The organism is Maribacter sp., from assembly GCF_049667165.1.
In the GTDB taxonomy this organism is placed as follows: Bacteria; Bacteroidota; Bacteroidia; order Flavobacteriales; family Flavobacteriaceae; genus Maribacter_A.
On sequence record NZ_JBATHS010000048.1, the window covers coordinates 1 to 21,790 of the forward strand.

The following is a 21,790-nucleotide window of genomic DNA, read 5'->3' on the forward strand; positions in this document are numbered from 1 at the left end:
CAACGATGGATATACAAAAGAATACTATTAAAAAGTTCGGGACGTTTGCTGGGGTCTTTACTCCTACCCTGCTCACGATTCTTGGGGTGATTATGTACCTTCGGCTCGGTTGGGTAGTAGGTAATGCCGGTTTGTTGGGAGCGTGGCTTATAATCATTATTTCATTCCTGATAACACTTTGTACGGCTTTATCCATGTCGGCCATTACCACCAACATCCGAATTGGTGCTGGAGGGGCTTATGCCATAATTTCACAAGCCCTTGGGTTGGAAGTAGGTGGGAGTTTGGGCATCCCCAGATATATTTCCCAAGGATTGGCGGTTACCATGTATATTTTCGGATTTAGGGAGGGATGGCTAACTATTTTCCCCGGGCATGATGCGTTTTTAGTAGATATCCTCGTCTTTGGGGTGTTGCTTACCATTGCCTATATCAGTGCCGATTTGGCCATAAAAACGCAATTTTTCATTATGGTGGTGATCATTCTTTCTTTGTTTTCAATCGTATTTGCAGCTTATTATGGATCAATGTATATACCAACTGAAGATGCCGTGCGATGGGGAACGTTCAAGGGGTCTGTTGAGAATGGGTTTACGGGCAGTGATTTCTGGCTTGTTTTTGCTGTTTTCTTTCCAGCCGCGACGGGTATTATGGCAGGAGCCAATATGTCGGGGGAACTAAAAAATCCGAAGAAAAGTATTCCCCAAGGCACGCTTTGGGCCATTGCCGTTAGCTTTTTGATCTATATGGTTTTGGCCTACTGGCTGGCACGCACGGCTACCGAGCAAGAGTTGATTTCGGACTATAATATTATTGTTGATAAATCCTATGTGGGCCCGTTGATTATTGCCGGGATTTTGGGCGCTACTTTTTCCTCCGCATTGGCCTCCTTGGTTGGATCTTCCAGAATTCTATTTGCCATGGGGGAACACCGGGTGTTGCCTTACGGTGTTTTTCTTGCGGGGCAAAGTGCCAATGGCCAACCCAGGAATGCTATGATCGTGACCGGGATAATGATATTCATCTCTATGCTTTTGCGGGACCTTAATGCGATTGCGCCTTTGGTTACGTTGTTCTTTCTTATAACCTATGCAATGATCAATGTTGTCGTGATCATTGAGCAACGCTTGGGACTAATAAGTTATAGGCCTGTTTTTAAGGTTTATAAATGGATTCCCTGGTTAGGGCTCATATCCTCTGTTTTGGCCATGTTCATCATCAATCCGACCATTAGCCTCCTTTCGATCAGTATTGTTTTTGTCGTGTATTGGTTTTTATCAAGACAAAATTTGGAAACACCCTTTGAGGATGTCCGATCAGGACTATTCGTTTCCTTTGCGGAATGGGCCGCAAAACATACGTGGGGCATGAAAAGCATGCAACAAAGGGCCTGGAAACCAAATCTTATGGTTCCTATACGGGATATTCATGGGGCCAAAGGCAATTTCCAATTTTTAAGGAATATCGCCAAGCCGAAAGGCTCTATCAAACTTCTTGGTATTGAACCTTATACTGAAAAGACAGGTTTCCGAGACCAGTTGGCCGCGCTTTCTGAATCCTTTCGAAAAAAAGGGGTGTTTTCTTCGTGGTCGGTTATCCATAGTGATGATTTCGCTAAGGGTGTCAACTATGGTAACCAAGCGCTACAAGGGGCATTTTTTAAGCCTAATATTGTATTTCTAAATCTGCAACAACACGATGATTATGAAACGGAGTTACGACCCGTTATCAAAGAGTGTATACGGTTGGAAATTGGGGTATTGCTTTATTTATCGCATCCAAAGGCGCTATTGGGCCAGCGTAATATGATCAATGTTTGGGTCAGGGATAGAAAGCACAATTGGGACCTGGGATGGGATATCGGGAATTTGGACCTTTCTATTTTAGTGGCCTATAAACTAAAAATGAATTGGGATGCCCAAATTAGGTTGATTATCGTTATTGATGATGAAAAGGAAAAAGAAAACGCCCAAGATTTTCTGATGACTTTGGTGAATCTTGCTCGATTGCCCCAGACCTTGACCGATGTGCATGTGGGCAATTTTAGGGAAATCGTGGAAGTAGCACCTGCTGCCGACCTTAACATCTTTGGGATGGAAGGAAATCTAGACTTTAATTTTGTCCAAGAAGTTAGCGCTAAAACGGGGAGTTCCTGTCTTTTCGTCAAAGATTCGGGCCATGAAAGTATATTGGCCTAGTGTGGGTACTTAGTTACTCAATTCGGTTATAGGCGACAATTCTACTTTACGGAACTCCACTTCGGCACCTTCGGCCTGTAAGGCAATTTGCCCTCGATAAGCTGTGGCATTATACCCATGGTTGACCAAATCCCCATTTACCCACACCTTTATTTCGTTCTTAAGGCATTCTATCTTCATCTGGTTCCATTCCCCTATAGGGTTCTCGGAGTCATCGGTTAAATTTTTGATCCTGCGTTCCTTGCCCTCGGTGATGCCCCAATCTTTCCTGGGTCCGCGGCGTTCCTCCATATTGTCGACTGCTATATCCTCAACAATACACCAAAAGTCCCCAGCATTTTCATGCATCATTTGCACTTCTATCGATTTTGGGAACATCTTATACAACGCCCGTGGGGTTGAAGCAAAAACCAAAACACCGCAGTTGCCGGGTTCCCCTGCAAATCGATATTCAATATTCAACCGAAAATCCTGATAATCCTTATCCGTAATGAGATGCCCTTGAGGGTTGCCCAAACTCACCAACATTCCATTTCGCACAATAAACGGATTGATCGCCTCGGGAATGCTATCCATTGCCGGGACATCGATATGCCAATTATCCAGATTATCACCATTGAAAAGACGAATGGTATTTTGTGGCATACAAGAGAAAAAAGTCAAAGTAATCAAAAGGATGCAAAAAAGATGCTTCATAGGATTTATTATTTGTTGATTTTAAGGGGGACGTTTCAAATTTCGTGCGGGTCATAAGCTATGCCAATAAACGCCAAACCTGGGCTACCAAGAACGTTACCACAAATCCTAATATCACTGGTAGTATGGAAGCCACGACGGTCCATTTGACACTTTTGGTTTCCTTATATATCGTATAGATTGTGGTACTGCATGGGTTGTGCAATAAACTGAACAGCATAAGGTTGACTGCCGTCAATAAGGTCCACCCTCCAGCCCTGAGCAGATCCCCTGTTGCATTCACGGAATCCAACTCGAACATTACGCCGTCCCCTGCACCTCCGGCAACACCCGTTACTAGCACTGTGAGCATCAAAATGGTGGGGATAACGATTTCATTCGCTGGTATGGCCACGATGTAGGCCACTAAAATAACACCATTCAACCCCAAAAGAAATCCAAATCCGTCTAAGGACTGTATCAACCAAGCGGCCACACTCAAATCTCCAACATGAATATTGGCAATAAGCCAGATGACAGCCCCAGCAGGTGCTGCAAAGACGATGGCACGCCATAATACGATCAAGGTCCTATCGATGACCGAGGTATATATCGTTTTCCAAAAACGCGGGGGTCGATAGGGTGGCAATTCAAGGTTGAAGGTCGATACCTCCCCTTTCAATACTGTTTTTGACAACCCCCAGGAAACCAAAAACATGAAACAAATACCGAGTACGGCAATGCCAATGACAGCGCCCAACGAAGCAAGACCTGCAAAAGATGCTGGTACAACCGCACCTACAAAAATGCTGGCAATCAATATCTGTGTTGGCCAACGGCCGTTGCAGAGCGAAAAATTATTGGTGATGATGGCAATCAGCCGTTCCCTAGGACTGTCGATGATGCGCGTTGCAACAACCCCTGCGGCATTACAACCAAAACCCATACTCATGGTAAGGGCTTGTTTGCCATGGGCTCCCGAAAGTTTGAACAAGTGGTCCAAATTGAAAGCCACCCTTGGTAAATATCCAAAGTCTTCCAATAGGGTGAATAGCGGAAAGAATATGGCCATGGGGGGCAACATGACCGCAATGACCCATGCGACCGCCATATATACCCCATCGATCAAAAATCCATCCAACCACCAAGGTACACCCAACGAAGCGGCATATCCCTTTAAGGCAGGATGAATGGTTTCCAAAAGCAATTCAGCCAGCATTGATGAAGGATAGTTTGCGCCAACAATGGTCAGCCAGAGCACCACCGCCAAAATCAGGAACATCAATGGAAATCCCCAAGTTTTACTCGTAATGATCTTATCGATTTTGGCATCAAAACGCAGTCTATACTTCTCATTGGGCTTATGAACACTCGCTTTCACAATTTCAGCGGCGTCGGCATAAATACCTTCGGCCAGATTGTCGTGAAATTCGTCCCCGATTTGCCAACGAAGGTCATTGGATTGTGCAATGATATTATCTATATTCTTGGCATTCATATGGCGTATTCTTCAAATTCGCCCGTTTTGAGCAATTTTATGATGTGTTGGTCCCCTTCCAATAATCGAAAAGCGATCCATCTGCTATTGGGCATATTGGGATATTCCTTTTTAATTTCCGTACTTAATTGTTCAACGGCCTTTTCAATATTCGCGGGAATGTTCTTGATGCGATGGGGTTTGCATTTAATGGCACCGCTGGCGACCTCACTGATGGTTTGTATCAATTCTGGTATACCCTCATTATAGCGTGCACTGGTCGGTACCACGGGAATACCTAGATCCCGTGCCAACGTACGTGTGTTTATCGTTATTTCATTACGCTTGGCCTCATCCATCAAATTCAAACAGAGGACTGCCCTATCGGTAATCTCCAAGATCTGTAATACCAAATTCAGGTTTCTTTCCAATCGGCTCGCATCCACAACGATAACCGTGACCGTGGGTCGCCCAAAAAGAATGAAGTTACGTGCCACTTCCTCATCCTCTGAGGTAGAGAGCAACGAATAGGTGCCCGGCAAATCGACCAATTTGTATTTTTCAGTATTATACTCAAAAGCGCCCTCTGCCCTGGTTACGGTTTTACCGGGCCAATTGCCCGTATGCTGACGTAGCCCGGTAAGGGCATTGAATACTGTACTTTTGCCCGTGTTCGGATTTCCGGCCAAGGCAATGACATGGTCAAAAGCCGTGGTGTTCACACCTAATTTTTTCAATCCTGCCGCATTGAAATGCGCACAGGTATCACATGCACTTTTTGGTTTCACATCCATCGCCTACTTTTTTATTAAAATTTTTGATGCCTGATTATTCCGCAAGGCAATACTTGTCCCCTTGATCAAATACGCCTTGGGTTCACCCAAGGGGTTCAACAGATCAATACGTACTTCAGCACCTTTCACAAAACCCAGGTCCAACAACCGACGTCTACTTTCCCCTCTTATTTCCTTGGAAATACCGATTATTTTTGCGGATTCATTTTCTTTAAGGATGTTCAGTCTTGAGACATTATCCTCAAAGGCCAAATTTTTTTCAAGCACGGAAACCGTTATATTCCCAGCCATAATCGGCGCCAATTTAAAGGCTTCTCCCTCGGAATGGAACACGATTCGTTCCTTGGATTTTTCGACGATCCGAATAATGGAACCTATATGGATGTTCTCGGCCAATATTTGCTTATAGATGATATCGGGCTTATCCTTGATATGTATTATCCGCCCAATGGTATTTACCTTTAGCTCAGATACGGGTACCCCTCTGAGTTTCGCCATTTTCCCGGTAATTGTCGGTATGGGATCTCCATGGGGATCAAATTGGGGGTTCCCCAATTTATAGGCCAGGAGATTGGTTTCATCCATCGATAATTCGTGTTCTTTCCGTTCGGCTCGCTCATGCCATTCAGCTTTGTTAAACCCGGTTTTTTCAGCCAAATATCGTTCCCATAATCGGTGGGCCCTTATGATACGCAACGCATAATCACTGCCCAATTTGGTCAATTTCACCACATCACCTTCCATTCGGATCAATCCTTGGTTGGCCATGTGATCGATACTTTCAATCACCATTTTTTCATTTTGCTTTAATATGCGAACGATGTCATTGGTATTTAGGTACTTCCCGGAATTTTCATTGTGGTATAACCGTTTTAGGATGTCTTCCACAATAATTTTATCGTTCGAATGGGAACCTTTCCTGATCAACCAAAACCAACCGTTATTGGGTCTGAAAAGTAGATAGGCCAAGAGGCATATCCCAAAAAATACCATGAGCGCCATAATGGGGTTATACGTGTTCATTTGCATGTATATATAGGTTATTGGCTACATTTCCCGAGATGGTAAGCTTCGCAGTTTTGTTGCTAATGGTTACCGAATTATCGAAGGGTTCAATATCGAGTACCTTAATATGATCCCCAATGGTAATGTTGATCTTGCTTAGATATTTTAAAAAATGGTCTGACGAATCCTTTACCCCTACCAAAACACCACCTTCATGGACCTTTAATTCGGCCAACAGGGTGCTTTCAGAGGCCACGATTTTACCATTAACGTTGGGTATCGGATGCCCGTGGGGGTCAAAGGAAGGGTACTCTAGAAAAGCATCGAGTCTATTGGTTAGGGTTTTTGATTGAATATGTTCCAATTGTTCAGCGATATCGTGAACTTCATCCCAGTTAAAACCAAGTTTTTCGACCAAAAAAGTTTCCCACAGCCGATGTTTCCTGACAATGGTCATCGCCTTTGACTTGCCCTTGGCCGAAAGCTTGGCACCCCTGTATTTGGTATAGTCTACCAACCCCTTTTGGTTAAGCTTCTGCAACATGTCGGTAGCGGAAGATGCCTTGGTACTCATTTTTTTGGCAATGGCATTGGTACTTACCAACTGGGACGTTTCCTCTTCCAGGGCATAGATTTCCTTTATATAATTTTCTTCCGCTTGGGATAACATCTTACCAATTTTTCACAAAGATATAAAATATATTTAGGCTTATCTAAATATTATGGCATATCCACTCCTTTATAGTATATAGAAAAAGGATACCCTTTGGAAATACAGGGTAACGGACTACTTCGATGTGCTTATTGGTCGGTATTTGCGTTGCTTTGACGCTTTGCGTTGCCTGTATCTTTTGTCAAGGGTGACTCGGCACGATACACTGGGAATCCAAATTATTTAGTACCTCCTGAAAATCGATCAAGCTGCGCTGCATGACCTCAGATGTTTCGGAATGACACTGTAGACAGGCCCCGACCAAGAGCATGCGTTGTTGCTCTTTAATCGATAAGGGCCTAAAATCCGTTCGTGTGGTATTCACCGTATTTTGATTTTGTTCGTTCATAAAACCGATCCAGGCATCTTCGGGCAAGTTGTCGTTGGTATTCAAGGCGTATTCGGGGGTAAAGGTCCATTCCCCGGTTTCTTTTGATGTACTATAGCGCAATTCCCCTGAGCCATACCCTAGGGCTGCAGGGTCGGTGTGGCAAGATTTGCAATCCCTTACGACCTTAGTCGTTGTATGAGGGGAATTTGGCGCATACAATCGATGAAAGGAAACGTTCTCCCCTACCCGCCCATGTTCAAAACTACCCTTGTCCAAGGTCATGATCATGCCCGGAATGGCAGGTTCAAAATGTTTGCCTTCTTTCGACTCCCGAACACCGAGCGTAGGATAGGATGTTAAAAATTCGGCAACATGTTCTACCCATTGTCCGGTGACATCTTTTTTGTCCAAGAGATCAAAGCCATTCGGGTCATCGGGTTCATAGACATTGTGACAACCAATACATTTGTTGGTCCAGGAAGAGTGACAGGTCGCACAGCTCACGTTTTTATGGGCATTATCCCTTGAGCAGACTTCGGATTGCGGTTTTATCTCATGCAATTTGCCATCTTTCTTGCCGATCAAGAACGCCGTATCGTTTTCCATATACGTATTTACCAAGGGGTGGCCGTCCTTTTGGGCTACTAAGATAGGTTTGTCGGAATGGGTATAGTTCCTATGCATAAAGACGAGTAGGGATTCATTATCCAAAGAATCATAAGGGATGGTTTGGGGCTTTTTGGTATAATGACAATCGGAACATTGTAATTTCACCGCTTGTTCCTCATGGGCATATACCTTGCCGTCGCCCATGACTTCATGGCTCGAATGACAATCAATACATAACATATCATTGGAATGGTGCACATCGGCCTCCATTTTGGCATATACCCTCAGATCTTCCAATACACGATATTCGGGTTTATTCGTTACCTCATCCGCATCCAATAAGGTTTCTTGCCAGCCTTCATAATTGGTTGAGATTCGACTTGATCGACTATGACAACCAAAGCAGTGTTGGTCGTCTACAAAGATATTCGTTGCAGGGTGTATGCTGGGCAATGTCTTTTTATCCGTAGCCAGATATTCAACCAGATCGGTCTCTGCCCCGGTGGAGTAATTTAAATGGCAAGCAATGCAACCACCGCCCCGGCTCAAGGTGGTTATGGCACCGAATTCGGTCTTTTCCGCTCCCAAATGACAATTGGCACATAGGTCCCTCAAGTGTTTTTCTGAGGCCGTATATTCAATGTTCTCAATATGATAATGATCATCTGGTGTTTCCGCTTCCCCGAAGATAAATTTATCAACAGCCACAATGCCGCTATTCGTGGTCATTAAGGAGGCCTCTATCTTTGATAACTCACTGGGATGGCATTTACCACAGGTCTCTTTCGCATTACTAAGGTTACCTGGAATCAACACCATGTCCTGATGTGATTTATCCTTATCCATTTCCTTGCCGTTGCCCAAGTGACAGCTGACGCATCCTATGATTTGTGGATTGTGGTACTCTGAAAAACCTGTAGTGTTCCCATGACATTGTAGGCAGCTTTCCTCATTTGATGAAATAGCGCTATACTCTGAAGGGGTGTGAAGGCCTTTAACATTCAAATTGAAATATTTCAGTCCTATGACAAAAAGTAAAACCCCAAAGATTCCAAAAGCAATGCTAATTTTTTTTATGTCCCAAGAGGTGTTTCCCTTCATGTTTAGGCCGTTGCGAACACAAAATTACGATTTATATCAGTTGTAAAAATCATTACTTGTGTAACATTTGTTACACTTAAGGTATTGAAAACATGACATTTATCATTATTCGGGTTCTAATAGACCTATAATTTTGTCACCTAAATTGAAGATTATATCCGCTACTATTGAAATTTGATCATATGGGTACATCAAGAAGAAAATTTATTAGGATTTCTGCTTTAGGCTTTGGAGGTGTGGCTGTTACTGCTTCTGCTATGGAGTCTTTAGGTTTGAATTCCTATTTGGAGGGAATGGCATTGGAAAATTTCCCTGAAAAATTAAAACAAACAGCTACCTATTGTGAGGTTTGTTTCTGGAAATGTGCCGGATGGGTGCACTCAGACAGTGATGGCAACATTCACAAAATTATTGGGAATGCAATTGACCCTCATTGCAATGGAAGGTTATGTCCTCGTGGAACGGGTGGCGTTGGTATGTATTCTGATAATGATCGCTTAAAAAAACCATTGATCAGAAAAGTGGTTGATGGAGAGGAAACCTTTGTTGAAACAAGCTGGGAAGAAGCATTGACCTTGGTCGCATCTAAAATGAAAACCATTAAGGACACCTATGGTTCCGAAAGTATGGGATTATTGAAACATGGGGCTCCAGGGGCGCATTTTGAACATTTGTTCAAGGCCTTTGGTTCCGATAGCATTGCGGAACCTGCCTATGCCCAATGTCGAGGTCCTCGGGAAACAGGTTTTGGTTTAACCTTTGGGTCTTGGGTAGGCTCTCCTGAGCCAACCGATATCAGGGATACCAAATGTTTGGTGTTGATCGGTTCCCACATTGGCGAGAACATGCATAATACCCAAGTACAGGAAATGTCAGATGCCATTGATAACGGTGCCACAATAATTACGGTCGACCCACGTCTATCGACTGCGGCCAGTAAATCCCAGCATTGGTTGCCCATCAAACCTTCGACCGATATTGCCCTTCTACTCGCTTGGATGAACGTACTTATCAATGAAAATCTATACGACAAGGAATATGTTGATAAATATGGGTTGGGATTTGAGCAGTTGAAAGCCCATGTACAGGAATACACTCCGGAATGGGCGTATGGCGTTACAACCATCAAACCCGATGAAATCAGAAAAACTGCCCGGATTATGGCGGCTGCTGCCCCAGCCACCATTATTCATCCCGGACGCCATGTCACTTGGTATGGCGACGATACCCAAAGGGCTCGTGCCATGGCCATTTTAAATGGTTTGTTAGGGTCTTGGGGACGCAGGGGCGGCTTCTATTTTAAAGAAAGTATAAGCGTTCCTAAATTTCCGCAACCTGCTTATCCTACCCCAAAATGGGGATGGGAAGAAATTGGGGAAAAATATCCATTTGCAGAAATGGGTATTACCAATGAATTGATAAGGGCCTCCATTCCTTCAGAAGATAATGAACACCCCATAAAAGCTTGGATGGTAGCCGGCACCAACCTGAACAATTCCATACCGAATAAAAAGTTATTGGAAGAGGCTATCGACGCCTTGGATTTCATGGTCGTGGTAGATACCATGCCAATGGAAATAACAGGTTACGCCGATGTAGTGCTGCCCGAATGTACTTATTTGGAGCGTTATGATGGCATCAGGTCTGCCACCAATCGCGAACCATCAATTGCCTTGCGGATGCCTGCGGTACCCCCGAGGTTCGAGTCTAAACCTGCCTGGTGGATCGCCAAGCAACTGGGTGAAAAATTGGGACTACATGACTTTTTCAACTACGATGATTATAAAGAGGTCATTGCATGGCAACTGAAAGAGATGGGCACCTCTTTGGAGGAAATGGAAAAAATAGGGGTAAAAAAATTCGAAAGAAAATCTGGTCCAATGTATTTGGAAGATGGGCAGGATTATGAATTTTTTACGCCAAGCGGAAAAATTGAATTCTACTCTGCAGCCTTGGAGAAGGCAGGGTTTGACCCCATGCCTAAATTCACACAGCACCCTCAACCGCAAGTAGGCTACTATCGTTTGAATTACGGACGGTCTCCCATGCATACGTTTAGTAGAACGGTGAATAGCCCCAATCTGAATGATTTAAAGAGCGAGAACGATCTTTGGGTCAACCCAAAGGTGGCACGGATACTGAATTTGAAAAAAGGACAATATGTATGGTTAGAGAACCAAGATGGGGTACAATCATCCTTCCCTATCAGGGTTCGTGTAACAGAAAGAATAAGATGGGATTCTGTGTATATGGTTCATGGTTTTGGCCATAACAATAAGAAATTGGGACGTGCCCATGGCAAAGGAGCCAGTGACACCGAATTGATCAGTCAAGTGGCGATAGACCCCATAATGGGAGGTACCGGTATGCGCGGAAACTTTGTAAAGATATTAACTGAAAATCCATCTAAAACTGTAGAAGTATGAGATATGCTATGGTAATCGACACCAAGAAGTGTGTAGGTTGTAGTGACTGTGTGGTTGCATGCCAGACCGAGAACAATGTTCCCATTGGGTACTGCAGGGATTGGATAACAGAACGGGTCGAAGGTACGTATCCCGAGCTTGAACTTGAATTGAGGTCTGAACGTTGCAATCATTGCGAAAACGCTCCTTGTGTACGTTGTTGTCCAACAGGTGCCAGTCATATTGTTGAAGGTGGCGTCGTATTGGTAACCCCGAATGAATGTATAGGTTGTGGAGCCTGTATTGAATCGTGCCCTTATGATGCCAGATTCCAACACCCTGATGGTTATGTTGATAAATGTACGTTCTGCCATCATAGATTGAAAAAAGGCCAACTCCCGGCATGTGTTTCCGTATGTCCCACAAAATGCATGTATTTCGGTGATTTGGATAACCCCAATAGTGAGGTGTCACAATTGTTGAGAGCCAGAAAACACAAAACATTAGCTCCTGAAGCAGGAACAAAACCCCATGTTTATTATTTAATATAAGCCTTAGAAATGGAAGAAGAATTATTCACAAGTGGTAGAAACATACCGAACATCGATCCCGCATTACAAATTTGGCATTGGCCCATATCGGTCTATCTTTTTTTAGGGGGGTTGGCGGCCGGTCTATTGTTTTTTGCGGCCTTATTTACGGTGCTTAAAAAAGATGGTGAGGCACCTGCCACGGTTAAATACGCCGTAGTTATGGCTCCCATCGCTTTGGTACTGGGGTTGATTGCCCTATTTTATGACCTGACCCATAAATTTTATTTTTGGCAATTGTACACAACTGTCAGAATAGAATCGCCCATGTCATGGGGGGCTTGGGTATTGTTACTAATTACTCCCCTATCGATGCTTTGGGTTTTCAGTTATTGGAAGGAGATTTTCCCTAAAATAGACCTTAAATTCGGAATCGTGAAAAAATTCCAATCCTATTTGGCCAATAATCGAATGAATATGGCCTATGTACTTATTCCACTTTCAGTGGTCCTTGGTATCTATACTGGGATACTACTTTCAGCCTTCAATGCTAGACCGTTATGGAACAATGCCATTTTGGGGCCCTTATTTTTGGTTTCCGGACTTTCTACAGCTGCGGCCACGATCATATTATTTTCCAAATCGCATAGCGAAAGAAATCTTTTCAGCAAAATCGATATCGTCCTTATCGTGATTGAATTGGCCCTTATTGTTCATATGATCATGGGCTATTGGGCAGGTTCAGAGGTACAATTGGAAGCTATGGAACTCTTGGTCAACGGTGAGTTTACCGTGATGTTCTTTGTTTTTGTGGTTATTCTGGGGTTATTGATACCCGGACTTTTGGAAATATTGGAATTACGGGGGTATAAAGTTCCCGTCGTGGTCCCGGCCATATTGATTCTTATTGGGGGGTTAGTCTTCCGATTCGTTATGGTTGAGGCTGGTCAATTAACAAGATATCTATATTAATATAAAGCGTATTCAATGAATAAATCACATGAAAATAAGCGGCATGTATATTGGAACCCCTATTTCGGCGGTTTCCTTTTAGGGCTATTGATCATTTTCACCTTTTATATGACCGGCAGGGGCCTAGGGGCCAGTGGAGTGATGAAAAGCAGCGTTGTGACCATGGTGGATCAAGTCTCACATGAGCATACGGAAAAAAATGCCTATTACAGCCAATTTGTAAGTGCGGACAAGTCCCCCATGAACAATTGGTTGGTTTTCGAAACCTTAGGGGTCTTAGTCGGTGCTTTTTTATCGGGCGCACTGACTGGTAGAATAGGTTTCAGGGTACAACATTCCCCAAAGATCACGGTGAAAAGACGATTGGTATTTGCACTATTGGGCGGTGTTTTATTTGGCCTGGGAGCACAAATTGCAAGAGGATGTACCAGTGGGGCCGCCTTAAGTGGTATGGCAGTATTATCGACAGGCGGTTTTATTACCATGCTCTCTATTTTCGGCACTGCTTTTTTATTCGCCTACTTCTTTAGAAAAAATTGGATTTAACTATTAAAATAAAATAAAATTATGGGACCATTGATTCCTAACGGCTTTCTATCCTATGAATGGAATATCATAATTGCCGTCTTAATTGGTTTAGCTTTCGGTTTTATATTGGAAGCCTCAGGATTTTCCTCTTCTAGAAAATTGGCTGGTGTTTTTTACGGTTATGATTTTGCTGTTTTAAAAGTGTTCTTTACAGCGGCATTGGTTTCGGTCATTGGATTGTATTATATGGATTATCTAGGATGGATAAACATGTCAATGCTCTATGTACACCCCACTTATTTGTGGGGAGGTATTATTGGCGGTGCCATTATGGGGATAGGATTCGTTGCCGGAGGTTTTTGCCCCGGAACAAGCATATGTGCTGTGGCCATAGGAAAATTGGATGCTTGGGTCTATGTTATTGGGATCATGATCGGAATCCTGATTTTTTCAGAGGCCTTTGGCATCTTTGAAAATATTTACAATGGTTCCTATCTAGGAAATATTACACTTGTAGATAGTTTTGAGCTTCCTGCGAGTTGGATTATTTTTGGCGTCACCGTAATTGCCCTTATTGCCTTCTTTGTTTCAGATATTATCCGCAAGCGCGTCAAAAAGATATTTTATTAAATAAAAACTAGAAAAATCATGATCAACAGGAGCGTTGCCAAAATCCTTTCCAAAAGATACATTATACTAGCCACATTGCTTTTAATTGCCGCTTTGGGTTTGGTACTCTTGCCATCCTACCAAAAAAATGAAAATGTAACGGCTGAACATCTTTTGGCAAAAGTCATTAATCCGGAACGTTATATGACCCAGGATGTATTGGCCGATAAAATCATTTCGAAGGACCCATCGATACTTTTGGTCGATGTCAGGAAGGCCTCCGAATATGAAAAATATACCTTGCCAGGAGCCCTCAACATTCCGTTCGACTCCATTCTAAACCCTGATTTTGAAGGGTATCTGAATCAGGACCAATATGACATTGTCTTGTTTTCAAACGAGAATTTCAAGGCAGACCAGGCTTGGCTATTATTGAACAGAATGAACTATAAGAACCTACATGTACTCCAAGGCGGTATCAATGGGTGGTATAATACCATCTTAAACCCACCCAAACCTACCGAAAATATGCCTGCAGCAGAATTTGAACGTTATAATTTTAGACAGGCGGCCGCATTGCATTTCGGTGTAGGAGTGAAAACACAGAAAAATAATAAAGTTGAAAAGGTGGCGCCCAAGAAAGTGGTTGTGCCTGTTGTCAAAAAGAAGAAAAGAAAACCAGAAGGTGGTTGCTAAAATTATATCGATATGAAAGAATTGGAAAGAACAAAGCGGATCTCAATCTCTACGGTAGTATTCATATTGATACTCGTTATTGGAGTGTTGACCTTTAAAATGCCAACAAACGTGTATAGAAAAACGAAAGCGGAAACCTTTGCCATGCTGAAAACCCAGGAGTATTTAGTGGCCCATGCCGATATTGACCAAACAAATTCGGTATTGATCGATATTCGGGATAAGTTCGATTATTCAATAAACCATCTTGAAAATGCCTTGAATATTCCAACATCGGAAATATTGAATGCAAACAGCATTTCGCTATTTAACGAACTGAGGGATCAAGGCAAAACGGCGATACTCTATGGCAAAAATCCAGACGAAGCCAATAGTGCCTATATGCTATTGTACCAATTGGGATATGATAATATAAAAATTCTGAATGGCACCACACACCTTGTCAATACCGAGTTTCAGGTAAAAAATCATGATTTGGAAAAGCCTATCCCAAACTATATGGACATTTTCAAACAAGTGGAATCCGATGAGGCTGCACCTGTTGAAAAAGTGGCTCCCCCACCACCTAAAAAGGTTATCGCCGTAAAGAAAAAGAAAAAACGTAAGCCAGAGGGAGGATGCTGAGACCAAGGTATTGATCAAAAGCTTTTACGCTTAAAAATATTCCTTTTACGAGGAAAGATTGCTTAGACTAACTCATTTATTGAAAGGCAGGAATCATAAGGATTCCTGCCTTTTTTGTTTGTGGAAATGTAAGTGCTCTACGGTATATTGACCCTAGTCAAAAAAGCAATGTTCCCTTGCTTGGCTTTATGGTTTTCTGCCCATATATTCCTATGTAACATTTGTTACAGAATGAACTGATTATGTATTACAAAATGTGATAAATGTCATAAACATAGACCGTTGCGGTATCTAATTTTACGTTTTTAATCAATAACATTTTAAACCATTATAATATGAAAAGGCTTTCTATTTATCTCATTGCGGTACTTATTTCTTTAGCGGCATTACTGAGCAGCTTTACAAATAATGACCTTGATCGTTCATCAACGTATCCCCCAAATGAATTTGAGACTTTATTGAATTATTTGGAGGCCAATAACAATTTTATCAATAGTCCGGCCTCCCCTGCTTTGGTCATGGCAGATGAAGTCAAAAAGAACATGAAGGATCCAAAATATCATATAATCGATATCCGTACGGATAGCTGGTTCGAATATTCCCATATAAAGGATGCGAACAACGTTCAACCTGAAGATTTGCTCTCTTATTTTGAAACCAAGATCACCCCTGCCGATTTTGACAAAATAGTAGTGATATGTTATTCCGGACAGTCCGCTGCCTATTTTACCAGTCTTTTGCGTTTGGCCGGCTATGACAATGTGTATAGTATGAAATGGGGAATGAGTTCATGGCGGTTGGATTTTGCAGAGGATACCTGGCTAAAGAACATTTCAGATGATTTTGCCGACAAATTGGAAACCAATGAAAATGCAAAACCTGAAAAAGGTGCCTATCCGTCATTGAATACGAGTAAAACAGACGCACAGGATATTTTAAGGACCCGTTTGGAAAAAGCGTTTGCTACTCCTTACAAGGAGTTTATCATACAGTCAGAGGATATTTTCACAAACCCTTCGGACTACTTCGTTTTGGATTACCGGAATCAGGAGAAATATGCAAATGGCCATATTCCAGGTGCCGTTCTATATGAGCCCAATGGTTCTTTGGCTTCCACTACCGACCTCGCTACCCTACCCAATGATAAGAAAGTAGCTGTTTTCAGTGCTACCGGGCAAGAAGCGGCCTATGTGGTTGCCTACCTAAATCTTTTGGGATATGAAGTCGGGAATGTTGCCTATGGAGCCAACGCGATTATGAATAAGACCTTAAAAGAAAAAGACTGGGATGCTTTTACCAAAAAAGAAATCAACATGTTCCCTGTTATTGAATAATAAAATCAAACCAATTTAAATTATATATTATGAAAAGAATATCATTGTATTTAGTCGGACTTTTATTGTTACCCTCGTTATTGTTTACCTCTTGTGATAGAGGGGATGATATTGTTGATAGTGAATCGACTCCCGCATTTACGTTACTTAAAGACCACATGATGGCCAATGGTTTGGATGTCAACAATATTGACACGAATGCTGATGGTGAAAAGTTTGTAGTTGGTGCCCCAGCTGAAGCTGATTTAGATGCTTTCCTTGCAAAATATACCATTATCGATATCAGAAATAATACCGATTTTCTGGCCAACCATATTCAAGGCGCTAAAAATGTTGCATTTGCCGATATTTTGACTGAAGGCGCAGCAGCGACAAAACCAATTCTGGTCGTTTGTTATACCGGCCAAACCGCATGTTATGCGACTGCTTTGATGCGACTATATGGTTATTCCCATACAAGGGCCTTAAAATGGGGAATGAGCGGCTGGAATGCTGCTACCGCAGGTCCTTGGAACAATAACATAGGCAATGCAGCCGATGGTAATGCCAATTGGTCCTATGATGCGGCTCCTGCCAATAACGTTTTCAGTGACCCGGTAATCAGCAGTTTTTCAACGGATGGTGCCCAGATTCTTAAGGACAGGGTTGAACAAGTGGTCGCCGGTGGTTTTAAGACCGTAACTAGTGCTGATGTCTTGGCATCTCCTAGCGGTTATTTTATCAATAATTATTTCAGTGAAGCAGACTATATCGGCTTTGGTCATATCGATGGTGCCCATCGTATACTACCACTAACACTTGCAGATAATAGTTATTTAGGCCTTGACCCAGACCCCAATGCTAAAGTTGTGTCCTATTGTTATACAGGGCAAACTTCAGCGGTTTTAACAGCTTGTTTAAGGGTTTTGGGGTATGATGCCTACAGTTTATTATTTGGAATGAATGGCATGTTCAATTCCAATACAGCTTTTACATCTAATCAATGGGGTGGTGATAGCAATTCAAAAAATTTACCCTTGGTGAATTAATTCCAATCCTTAAAATTTAGATCTGATGATAAACAAAATATATAGTATCGTAGTAATTGCATTACTATTCCTGGGAACTAATGCTTTTTCGCAAGGTTGTGAAGGTGATATGCCGAGTGCGGGCACTGATTCCCTTAGCGCGAACAAACCAATCCTATTTGGATATTTACAAACCCAATATGATTATACGTTCTCCGATCCCGGTGTAAGTACCTTTAAGTTCAAGAGGGCTAGAATCGGTGTGAGAGGCAAAGTCATGGATGATTTTTCATACTATTTCATGCTCGAAACCAGTCCCTTTATTGGCAGTACCGGTGACGCTTATATCATGGATGCATTTGTCACATATGAAAAATACAGTTGGGCAAGAATCTCTTTGGGCTCCTATAAACAGCCTTTTAGCCTAGAGGTCGCAACCCCATGCCATAGCCTTGTCACCATCGATAGATCCATAGTGGCCGATCAATTGGTAGCGCCACAAAGGGATTTTGGGATCGGCTTGTTCGGCGGCAACCAATACACTAAACTCAATTATGCCCTAGCTTTAATGAACGGTAGGGGCTTAGGTGTGGTAGATAATAACTCAAATAAGGATATTGTAGGTAGGGCTACGTATAAAGTCACTGACTTCTTAACCTTAGGGGGTAGTTTTAGACATGGTTACCCAAATACGAATGGTACATCCAGAAGCACTTTTGGCGGTGAATTTGCCGTTGTGTTGAACAATCTTAAAGTTCAAGGAGAGTATATTTATGATGAAGGGGATTATAACCGTGCCGCCGGTGGTGGTTGTGGTGCCACCCCAGTTGAACTTGGTGAAAAAAGGGATGGAGCCTACATCATGGCTTCCTATGATACCAAATATAAAGTACAACCCGTCTTTAAATACGAATACTTTGACCCTAATATCGATGTAAAGAAAATTGGGTACCAAGAAATGATGACCTTGGGATTCAACTACTTTGTCAACGAAAAAATCAGGGTACAGGTAAACTACCAAGCCCATATAGAAACCCATATCAATGTTGATAATGATATGTTATTGGCTCAGGTTCAAGTTAAGTTCTAAAAGTTTATAATTAGCTTTTTTTTGTTCAATCATTTGAGTTTTAATCCAAGAAACCTCTTGTATTTACAAGGGGTTTCTTTTTTTATTGGTTAACTTTGTGTAGAACGATATATCTTAAGGAAAGATGCAAAAAATAGACCCTTCTGTTTGTGACAAACTTCGGGATGAATATTCAAATTTATTTGAGGAGGCTCTCTTGAATGAAATCTGTGACGTGAGCGAATACGCGACGATCACAAAAGGGAATCTTTTGATCGATATCGGTGATGAACTGAAATTTATCCCTTTGATCTTAAAAGGAACGATCAAAATAAGTAGAAAAGAAAATGATAAGGAACTAGCCCTGTATTATTTGGAACAGGGGGACACTTGTGCCATATCATTCGCAAACTGTTTACACACGAGTAAAAGTGTTTTCAAGGGCTTGGTGGAGAAGGATGCCGAAATGCTTCTGCTACCGGTCGATCGGATTGAAGGCTGGCTGGTCAAATATGAATCCTGGCGACATTATATCATAGATAGTTATCATTTTAGGTTGCTCGAAATGGTCGATTCAATTGATGCCCTTGCCTTTCTGAAAATGAAGGAACGCCTTCTCAAGTACCTAAGAAATATAGCGAAATCTTCCAAGGATTCTATGATTGAGATCACCCATCAGGAAATCTCAGAAGACCTGAACACCTCAAGGGTTGTAATAACACGATTAATACAGGAACTTCACGATGAGGGCGACATTTTTTCAACACGGAACAAGATAAGGGTATTGTAGCCCTTCAAAATCGAAAAAAACGCGGAAGAACCACAAATTTTCTTTTCGTGTTGATAAAATATACACCTGTAAGCAGAATAACGGCCGCGCAAATCGATTGCAGGGTAATCTGCTCATTTAAAAAGTACCAGCCTAAAACAAGGGCTATAATAGGATTTACATAGGTAGAGGTGGCCACTTTTTCAGGGGAGACGACTTTCAGTAGGTAATTGAACGAAGTAAAGGCTACAATACTCCCAAAAACAATAAGCAACAACATGGAATATTGCACGGGTTTGGTCCACACCCATGGTGAACTCCAAGATTCCCCAAAGCATAGACTCGAAAACGCCAACATAATGCCCCCTGTGAGCATTTGATACCCGGTATTCACAAAATAATTACGCGGTAAATCGGCCTTACCCACAAAAAGGCTTCCATATCCCCAGCTCAGCATACAGGCAAAGATCATGAGCATACCCGTTATGGAATTCTCCTGATTGAGCACTTGCTTTTGACTTACCAATAAATAAATACCAACAAACCCCAAGACAACACCGACCACCGACATCATTTGTATTTTCTTGCCTTGCATGATGCGCATAAGCAGCAAAATGATCAATGGTTGGGCCGATATTTCCAAAGCAGCGAAACCGCTATCGACATATCTAAGGGCCCAGACCACTACCCCATTGCCAAAAGTCAAGAATAAAAATCCTGCAATTGTGGCGTTCTTTAACTGTATCCAGTTTATGGCTATGCTTTTTCCCATAAGTTTCGCTATGATGAAAATCAATACACCAGCGACGATAAAACGTATCGATGCAAGCATAAATGGAGGTAATTCGTTTACAGCGATTTTATTCAATAGGTAGGTGGATCCCCATATTACATATATGGAGAAAAACGCCAAAATAATCAATATTGGACTTTGGGATTTAGGCATACAAAGCTTTAATTATACCATTTAAAGTTCATTGGTAAAGATATCCTTTTTATTATTTGATTTAATTAAAACAAAAAAGAGGGTATATGACCCTCTTTTTCAATCCTATTGATTCATTATTTTAATAGGCCTGTGGAATGGCCTTTACATGTGCAAAAACCTTTTGTCCGTTTGTTTCGGTTTCCAGATCTTCTTTGTGCAACTTTATTCCTTTTACATCGTTCAACTCGCCATCTGGGGATATAGCTTGAACACCATAGAACTTACCCTCGGCATTTATTGCCTTAATATGGATAATATTTCCGTCACGCAACACCCCTTTCACATCTAGTTTAGTACCATCTTTAGCGATAGCTTTCACATCAAGCAAGGTTCCGTTGTCCGAAATTGCCTTTATGGGTTTGTATTCGTCGGTGCTTACAATCATTTTTATAGGTAAATACCCATTCTCACCTACAATTGCCTTAATATCCATTAGGCTTCTTTGATAGGAATCCTGAATGGCCTTCACGTCATAAATAGTGCCATCGGTATCGAAGGCTTTAATATCCAACACATAGCCTTCCGGATGAATGGCCTTGATATGCCATCTTCCATTATTGCTTGCGGCACCTGCTTGAGGGAGCGCCTTAACGTGGGCATAAATAGCATGTCCATTGATCAATTCTTCCGTTTGTTCATCATTTATTTTTATCCCTTTGACGTCATTGAGCCGCCCTTCTGGAGAAATGGCCTTTATGCCATAAAATTCCCCTGTTTTGCTTATAGCCTTTATATGGATGATGTTTTTGGTTCTACTTACCCCTTTGACATCCAATGTATCCCCTTCAGGAGTCAAAGCCTTGATATCATATACACTACCGTCATCGGCAAGTGCCTTTACACGGGTATATTTATCCCCACTTACCAATAGTTTTACCGGTAGTTGTTTGTCACCTACCATTGCCTTTATATCTAAAAAACTGGTCTGTTTCGTATCTTGAATGGCCTTTACATCATAGCGGTTCCCATCCTTGTCAATCGCCTTGACATCAATGAGCCTTCCATCGGGATGAATGGTCTTAATATGCCAGATAATCGCTTCTTCAGCTGCAACCAGCGCTGTTTCAATAGTAGGAGATTCCTGTTTTTCAGCGTCCTTACAGTTGCTTAAAACAAGCACCACAGCAAGAAAAATAATGTTCCGGAAATTTTTGGGTACGGTTAAAATACGATATGTTTTTCCCATCGTCAATTGATTTATTAGGTTCGAAATATACTACACCATACGCTTTGGGCATATGGATCGAATCTAGATTAGTATTCAAAGTTACAGTTCAAAACCATAAAGAAAGCTGATATTAATCATGCTGTCGTACACGCGGCCACATCAAATAAAATGGGAAGATGGCCATCACCT

The 21,790-nt window shown here is 42.1% G+C and carries 18 protein-coding genes and 1 pseudogene; 12 read left to right on the forward strand and 7 right to left on the reverse strand.

Going from position 1 to position 21,790, the window contains the following annotated elements; translation table 11 throughout:
* Positions 1 to 5 precede the first annotated feature (5 nt).
* The gene (locus WBM98_RS02700; protein WP_424364529.1) at positions 6 to 2,198 is read left to right on the forward strand and encodes an amino acid permease; all 2,193 of its coding nucleotides are present in this window, start codon (positions 6 to 8) and stop codon (positions 2,196 to 2,198) included.
* A gap of 9 nt (positions 2,199 to 2,207) precedes the next feature.
* On the opposite strand, the gene WBM98_RS02705 is transcribed toward WBM98_RS02700, so the two are convergent.
* The 5 genes and pseudogenes from WBM98_RS02705 to WBM98_RS02725 form a co-directional block, all read right to left on the reverse strand.
* Positions 2,208 to 2,894: a 3-keto-disaccharide hydrolase gene (locus WBM98_RS02705; protein WP_424364484.1), complete on the reverse strand. Its 687-nt coding sequence runs from the start codon at positions 2,892 to 2,894 to the stop codon at positions 2,208 to 2,210.
* Between the two features lie 58 nt (positions 2,895 to 2,952).
* Positions 2,953 to 5,144: pseudogene (feoB, locus tag WBM98_RS02710) on the reverse strand (ferrous iron transport protein B).
* 3 nt (positions 5,145 to 5,147) lie between these two features.
* Positions 5,148 to 6,167, reverse strand: a complete 1,020-nt coding sequence (locus WBM98_RS02715; protein WP_424364485.1) for an iron dependent repressor, metal binding and dimerization domain protein — start codon at positions 6,165 to 6,167, stop codon at positions 5,148 to 5,150.
* The gene (locus tag WBM98_RS02720) at positions 6,154 to 6,819 is read right to left on the reverse strand and encodes a metal-dependent transcriptional regulator (RefSeq protein WP_424364486.1); all 666 of its coding nucleotides are present in this window, start codon (positions 6,817 to 6,819) and stop codon (positions 6,154 to 6,156) included. Before WBM98_RS02720 ends, WBM98_RS02715 begins: the two co-directional genes overlap by 14 nt.
* A 184-nt stretch (positions 6,820 to 7,003) precedes the next feature.
* The gene (locus WBM98_RS02725; RefSeq protein ID WP_424364487.1) at positions 7,004 to 8,902 is read right to left on the reverse strand and encodes a hypothetical protein; all 1,899 of its coding nucleotides are present in this window, start codon (positions 8,900 to 8,902) and stop codon (positions 7,004 to 7,006) included.
* Between the two features lie 182 nt (positions 8,903 to 9,084).
* On the opposite strand from WBM98_RS02725, the gene WBM98_RS02730 reads away from it, so the two are divergent.
* The 11 genes from WBM98_RS02730 (at position 9,085) to WBM98_RS02780 (ending at position 19,466) form a co-directional block, all read left to right on the forward strand.
* A complete protein-coding gene (locus WBM98_RS02730; RefSeq protein ID WP_424364488.1) occupies positions 9,085 to 11,328 on the forward strand; it encodes a molybdopterin-containing oxidoreductase family protein in 2,244 nt (747 codons plus the stop codon).
* The gene (locus WBM98_RS02735; RefSeq protein ID WP_424364489.1) at positions 11,325 to 11,858 is read left to right on the forward strand and encodes a 4Fe-4S dicluster domain-containing protein; all 534 of its coding nucleotides are present in this window, start codon (positions 11,325 to 11,327) and stop codon (positions 11,856 to 11,858) included. Before WBM98_RS02730 ends, WBM98_RS02735 begins: the two co-directional genes overlap by 4 nt.
* Positions 11,859 to 11,867: 9 nt before the next feature.
* The gene (gene nrfD, locus WBM98_RS02740) at positions 11,868 to 12,809 is read left to right on the forward strand and encodes an NrfD/PsrC family molybdoenzyme membrane anchor subunit (protein ID WP_424364490.1); all 942 of its coding nucleotides are present in this window, start codon (positions 11,868 to 11,870) and stop codon (positions 12,807 to 12,809) included.
* Positions 12,810 to 12,824: 15 nt separating this feature from the next.
* A complete protein-coding gene (locus WBM98_RS02745; RefSeq protein WP_424364491.1) occupies positions 12,825 to 13,355 on the forward strand; it encodes a YeeE/YedE thiosulfate transporter family protein in 531 nt (176 codons plus the stop codon).
* Between the two features lie 21 nt (positions 13,356 to 13,376).
* Positions 13,377 to 13,967, forward strand: coding sequence for a YeeE/YedE thiosulfate transporter family protein (locus WBM98_RS02750; RefSeq protein WP_424364492.1), 591 nt, complete (start codon positions 13,377 to 13,379; stop codon positions 13,965 to 13,967).
* A gap of 18 nt (positions 13,968 to 13,985) precedes the next feature.
* On the forward strand, positions 13,986 to 14,642 hold the full coding sequence (locus tag WBM98_RS02755; RefSeq protein WP_424364493.1) for a rhodanese-like domain-containing protein: 657 nt from the start codon (positions 13,986 to 13,988) through the stop codon (positions 14,640 to 14,642).
* 12 nt (positions 14,643 to 14,654) lie between these two features.
* Positions 14,655 to 15,266, forward strand: a complete 612-nt coding sequence (locus WBM98_RS02760; protein ID WP_424364494.1) for a rhodanese-like domain-containing protein — start codon at positions 14,655 to 14,657, stop codon at positions 15,264 to 15,266.
* 335 nt (positions 15,267 to 15,601) lie between these two features.
* Positions 15,602 to 16,600, forward strand: a complete 999-nt coding sequence (locus WBM98_RS02765; protein WP_424364495.1) for a rhodanese-like domain-containing protein — start codon at positions 15,602 to 15,604, stop codon at positions 16,598 to 16,600.
* A 29-nt stretch (positions 16,601 to 16,629) separates the two neighbouring features.
* Positions 16,630 to 17,628: a rhodanese-like domain-containing protein gene (locus WBM98_RS02770; RefSeq protein WP_424364496.1), complete on the forward strand. Its 999-nt coding sequence runs from the start codon at positions 16,630 to 16,632 to the stop codon at positions 17,626 to 17,628.
* Between the two features lie 25 nt (positions 17,629 to 17,653).
* A complete protein-coding gene (locus WBM98_RS02775; RefSeq protein ID WP_424364497.1) occupies positions 17,654 to 18,697 on the forward strand; it encodes a porin in 1,044 nt (347 codons plus the stop codon).
* Positions 18,698 to 18,821: 124 nt separating this feature from the next.
* Positions 18,822 to 19,466 carry a Crp/Fnr family transcriptional regulator gene (locus tag WBM98_RS02780; protein ID WP_424364498.1) on the forward strand — a complete coding sequence of 215 codons (645 nt, stop codon included), beginning with the start codon at positions 18,822 to 18,824 and terminating at the stop codon, positions 19,464 to 19,466.
* 4 nt (positions 19,467 to 19,470) lie between these two features.
* Here the strand turns inward: WBM98_RS02780 and WBM98_RS02785 are convergent, their stop codons facing one another.
* Positions 19,471 to 20,391, reverse strand: coding sequence for an EamA family transporter (locus WBM98_RS02785; RefSeq protein WP_424364499.1), 921 nt, complete (start codon positions 20,389 to 20,391; stop codon positions 19,471 to 19,473).
* 121 nt (positions 20,392 to 20,512) lie between these two features.
* Complete coding sequence (locus WBM98_RS02790; protein ID WP_424364500.1) at positions 20,513 to 21,619, reverse strand: DUF7486 family protein; 1,107 nt, start codon at positions 21,617 to 21,619, stop codon at positions 20,513 to 20,515.
* Positions 21,620 to 21,790: the final 171 nt, after the last annotated feature.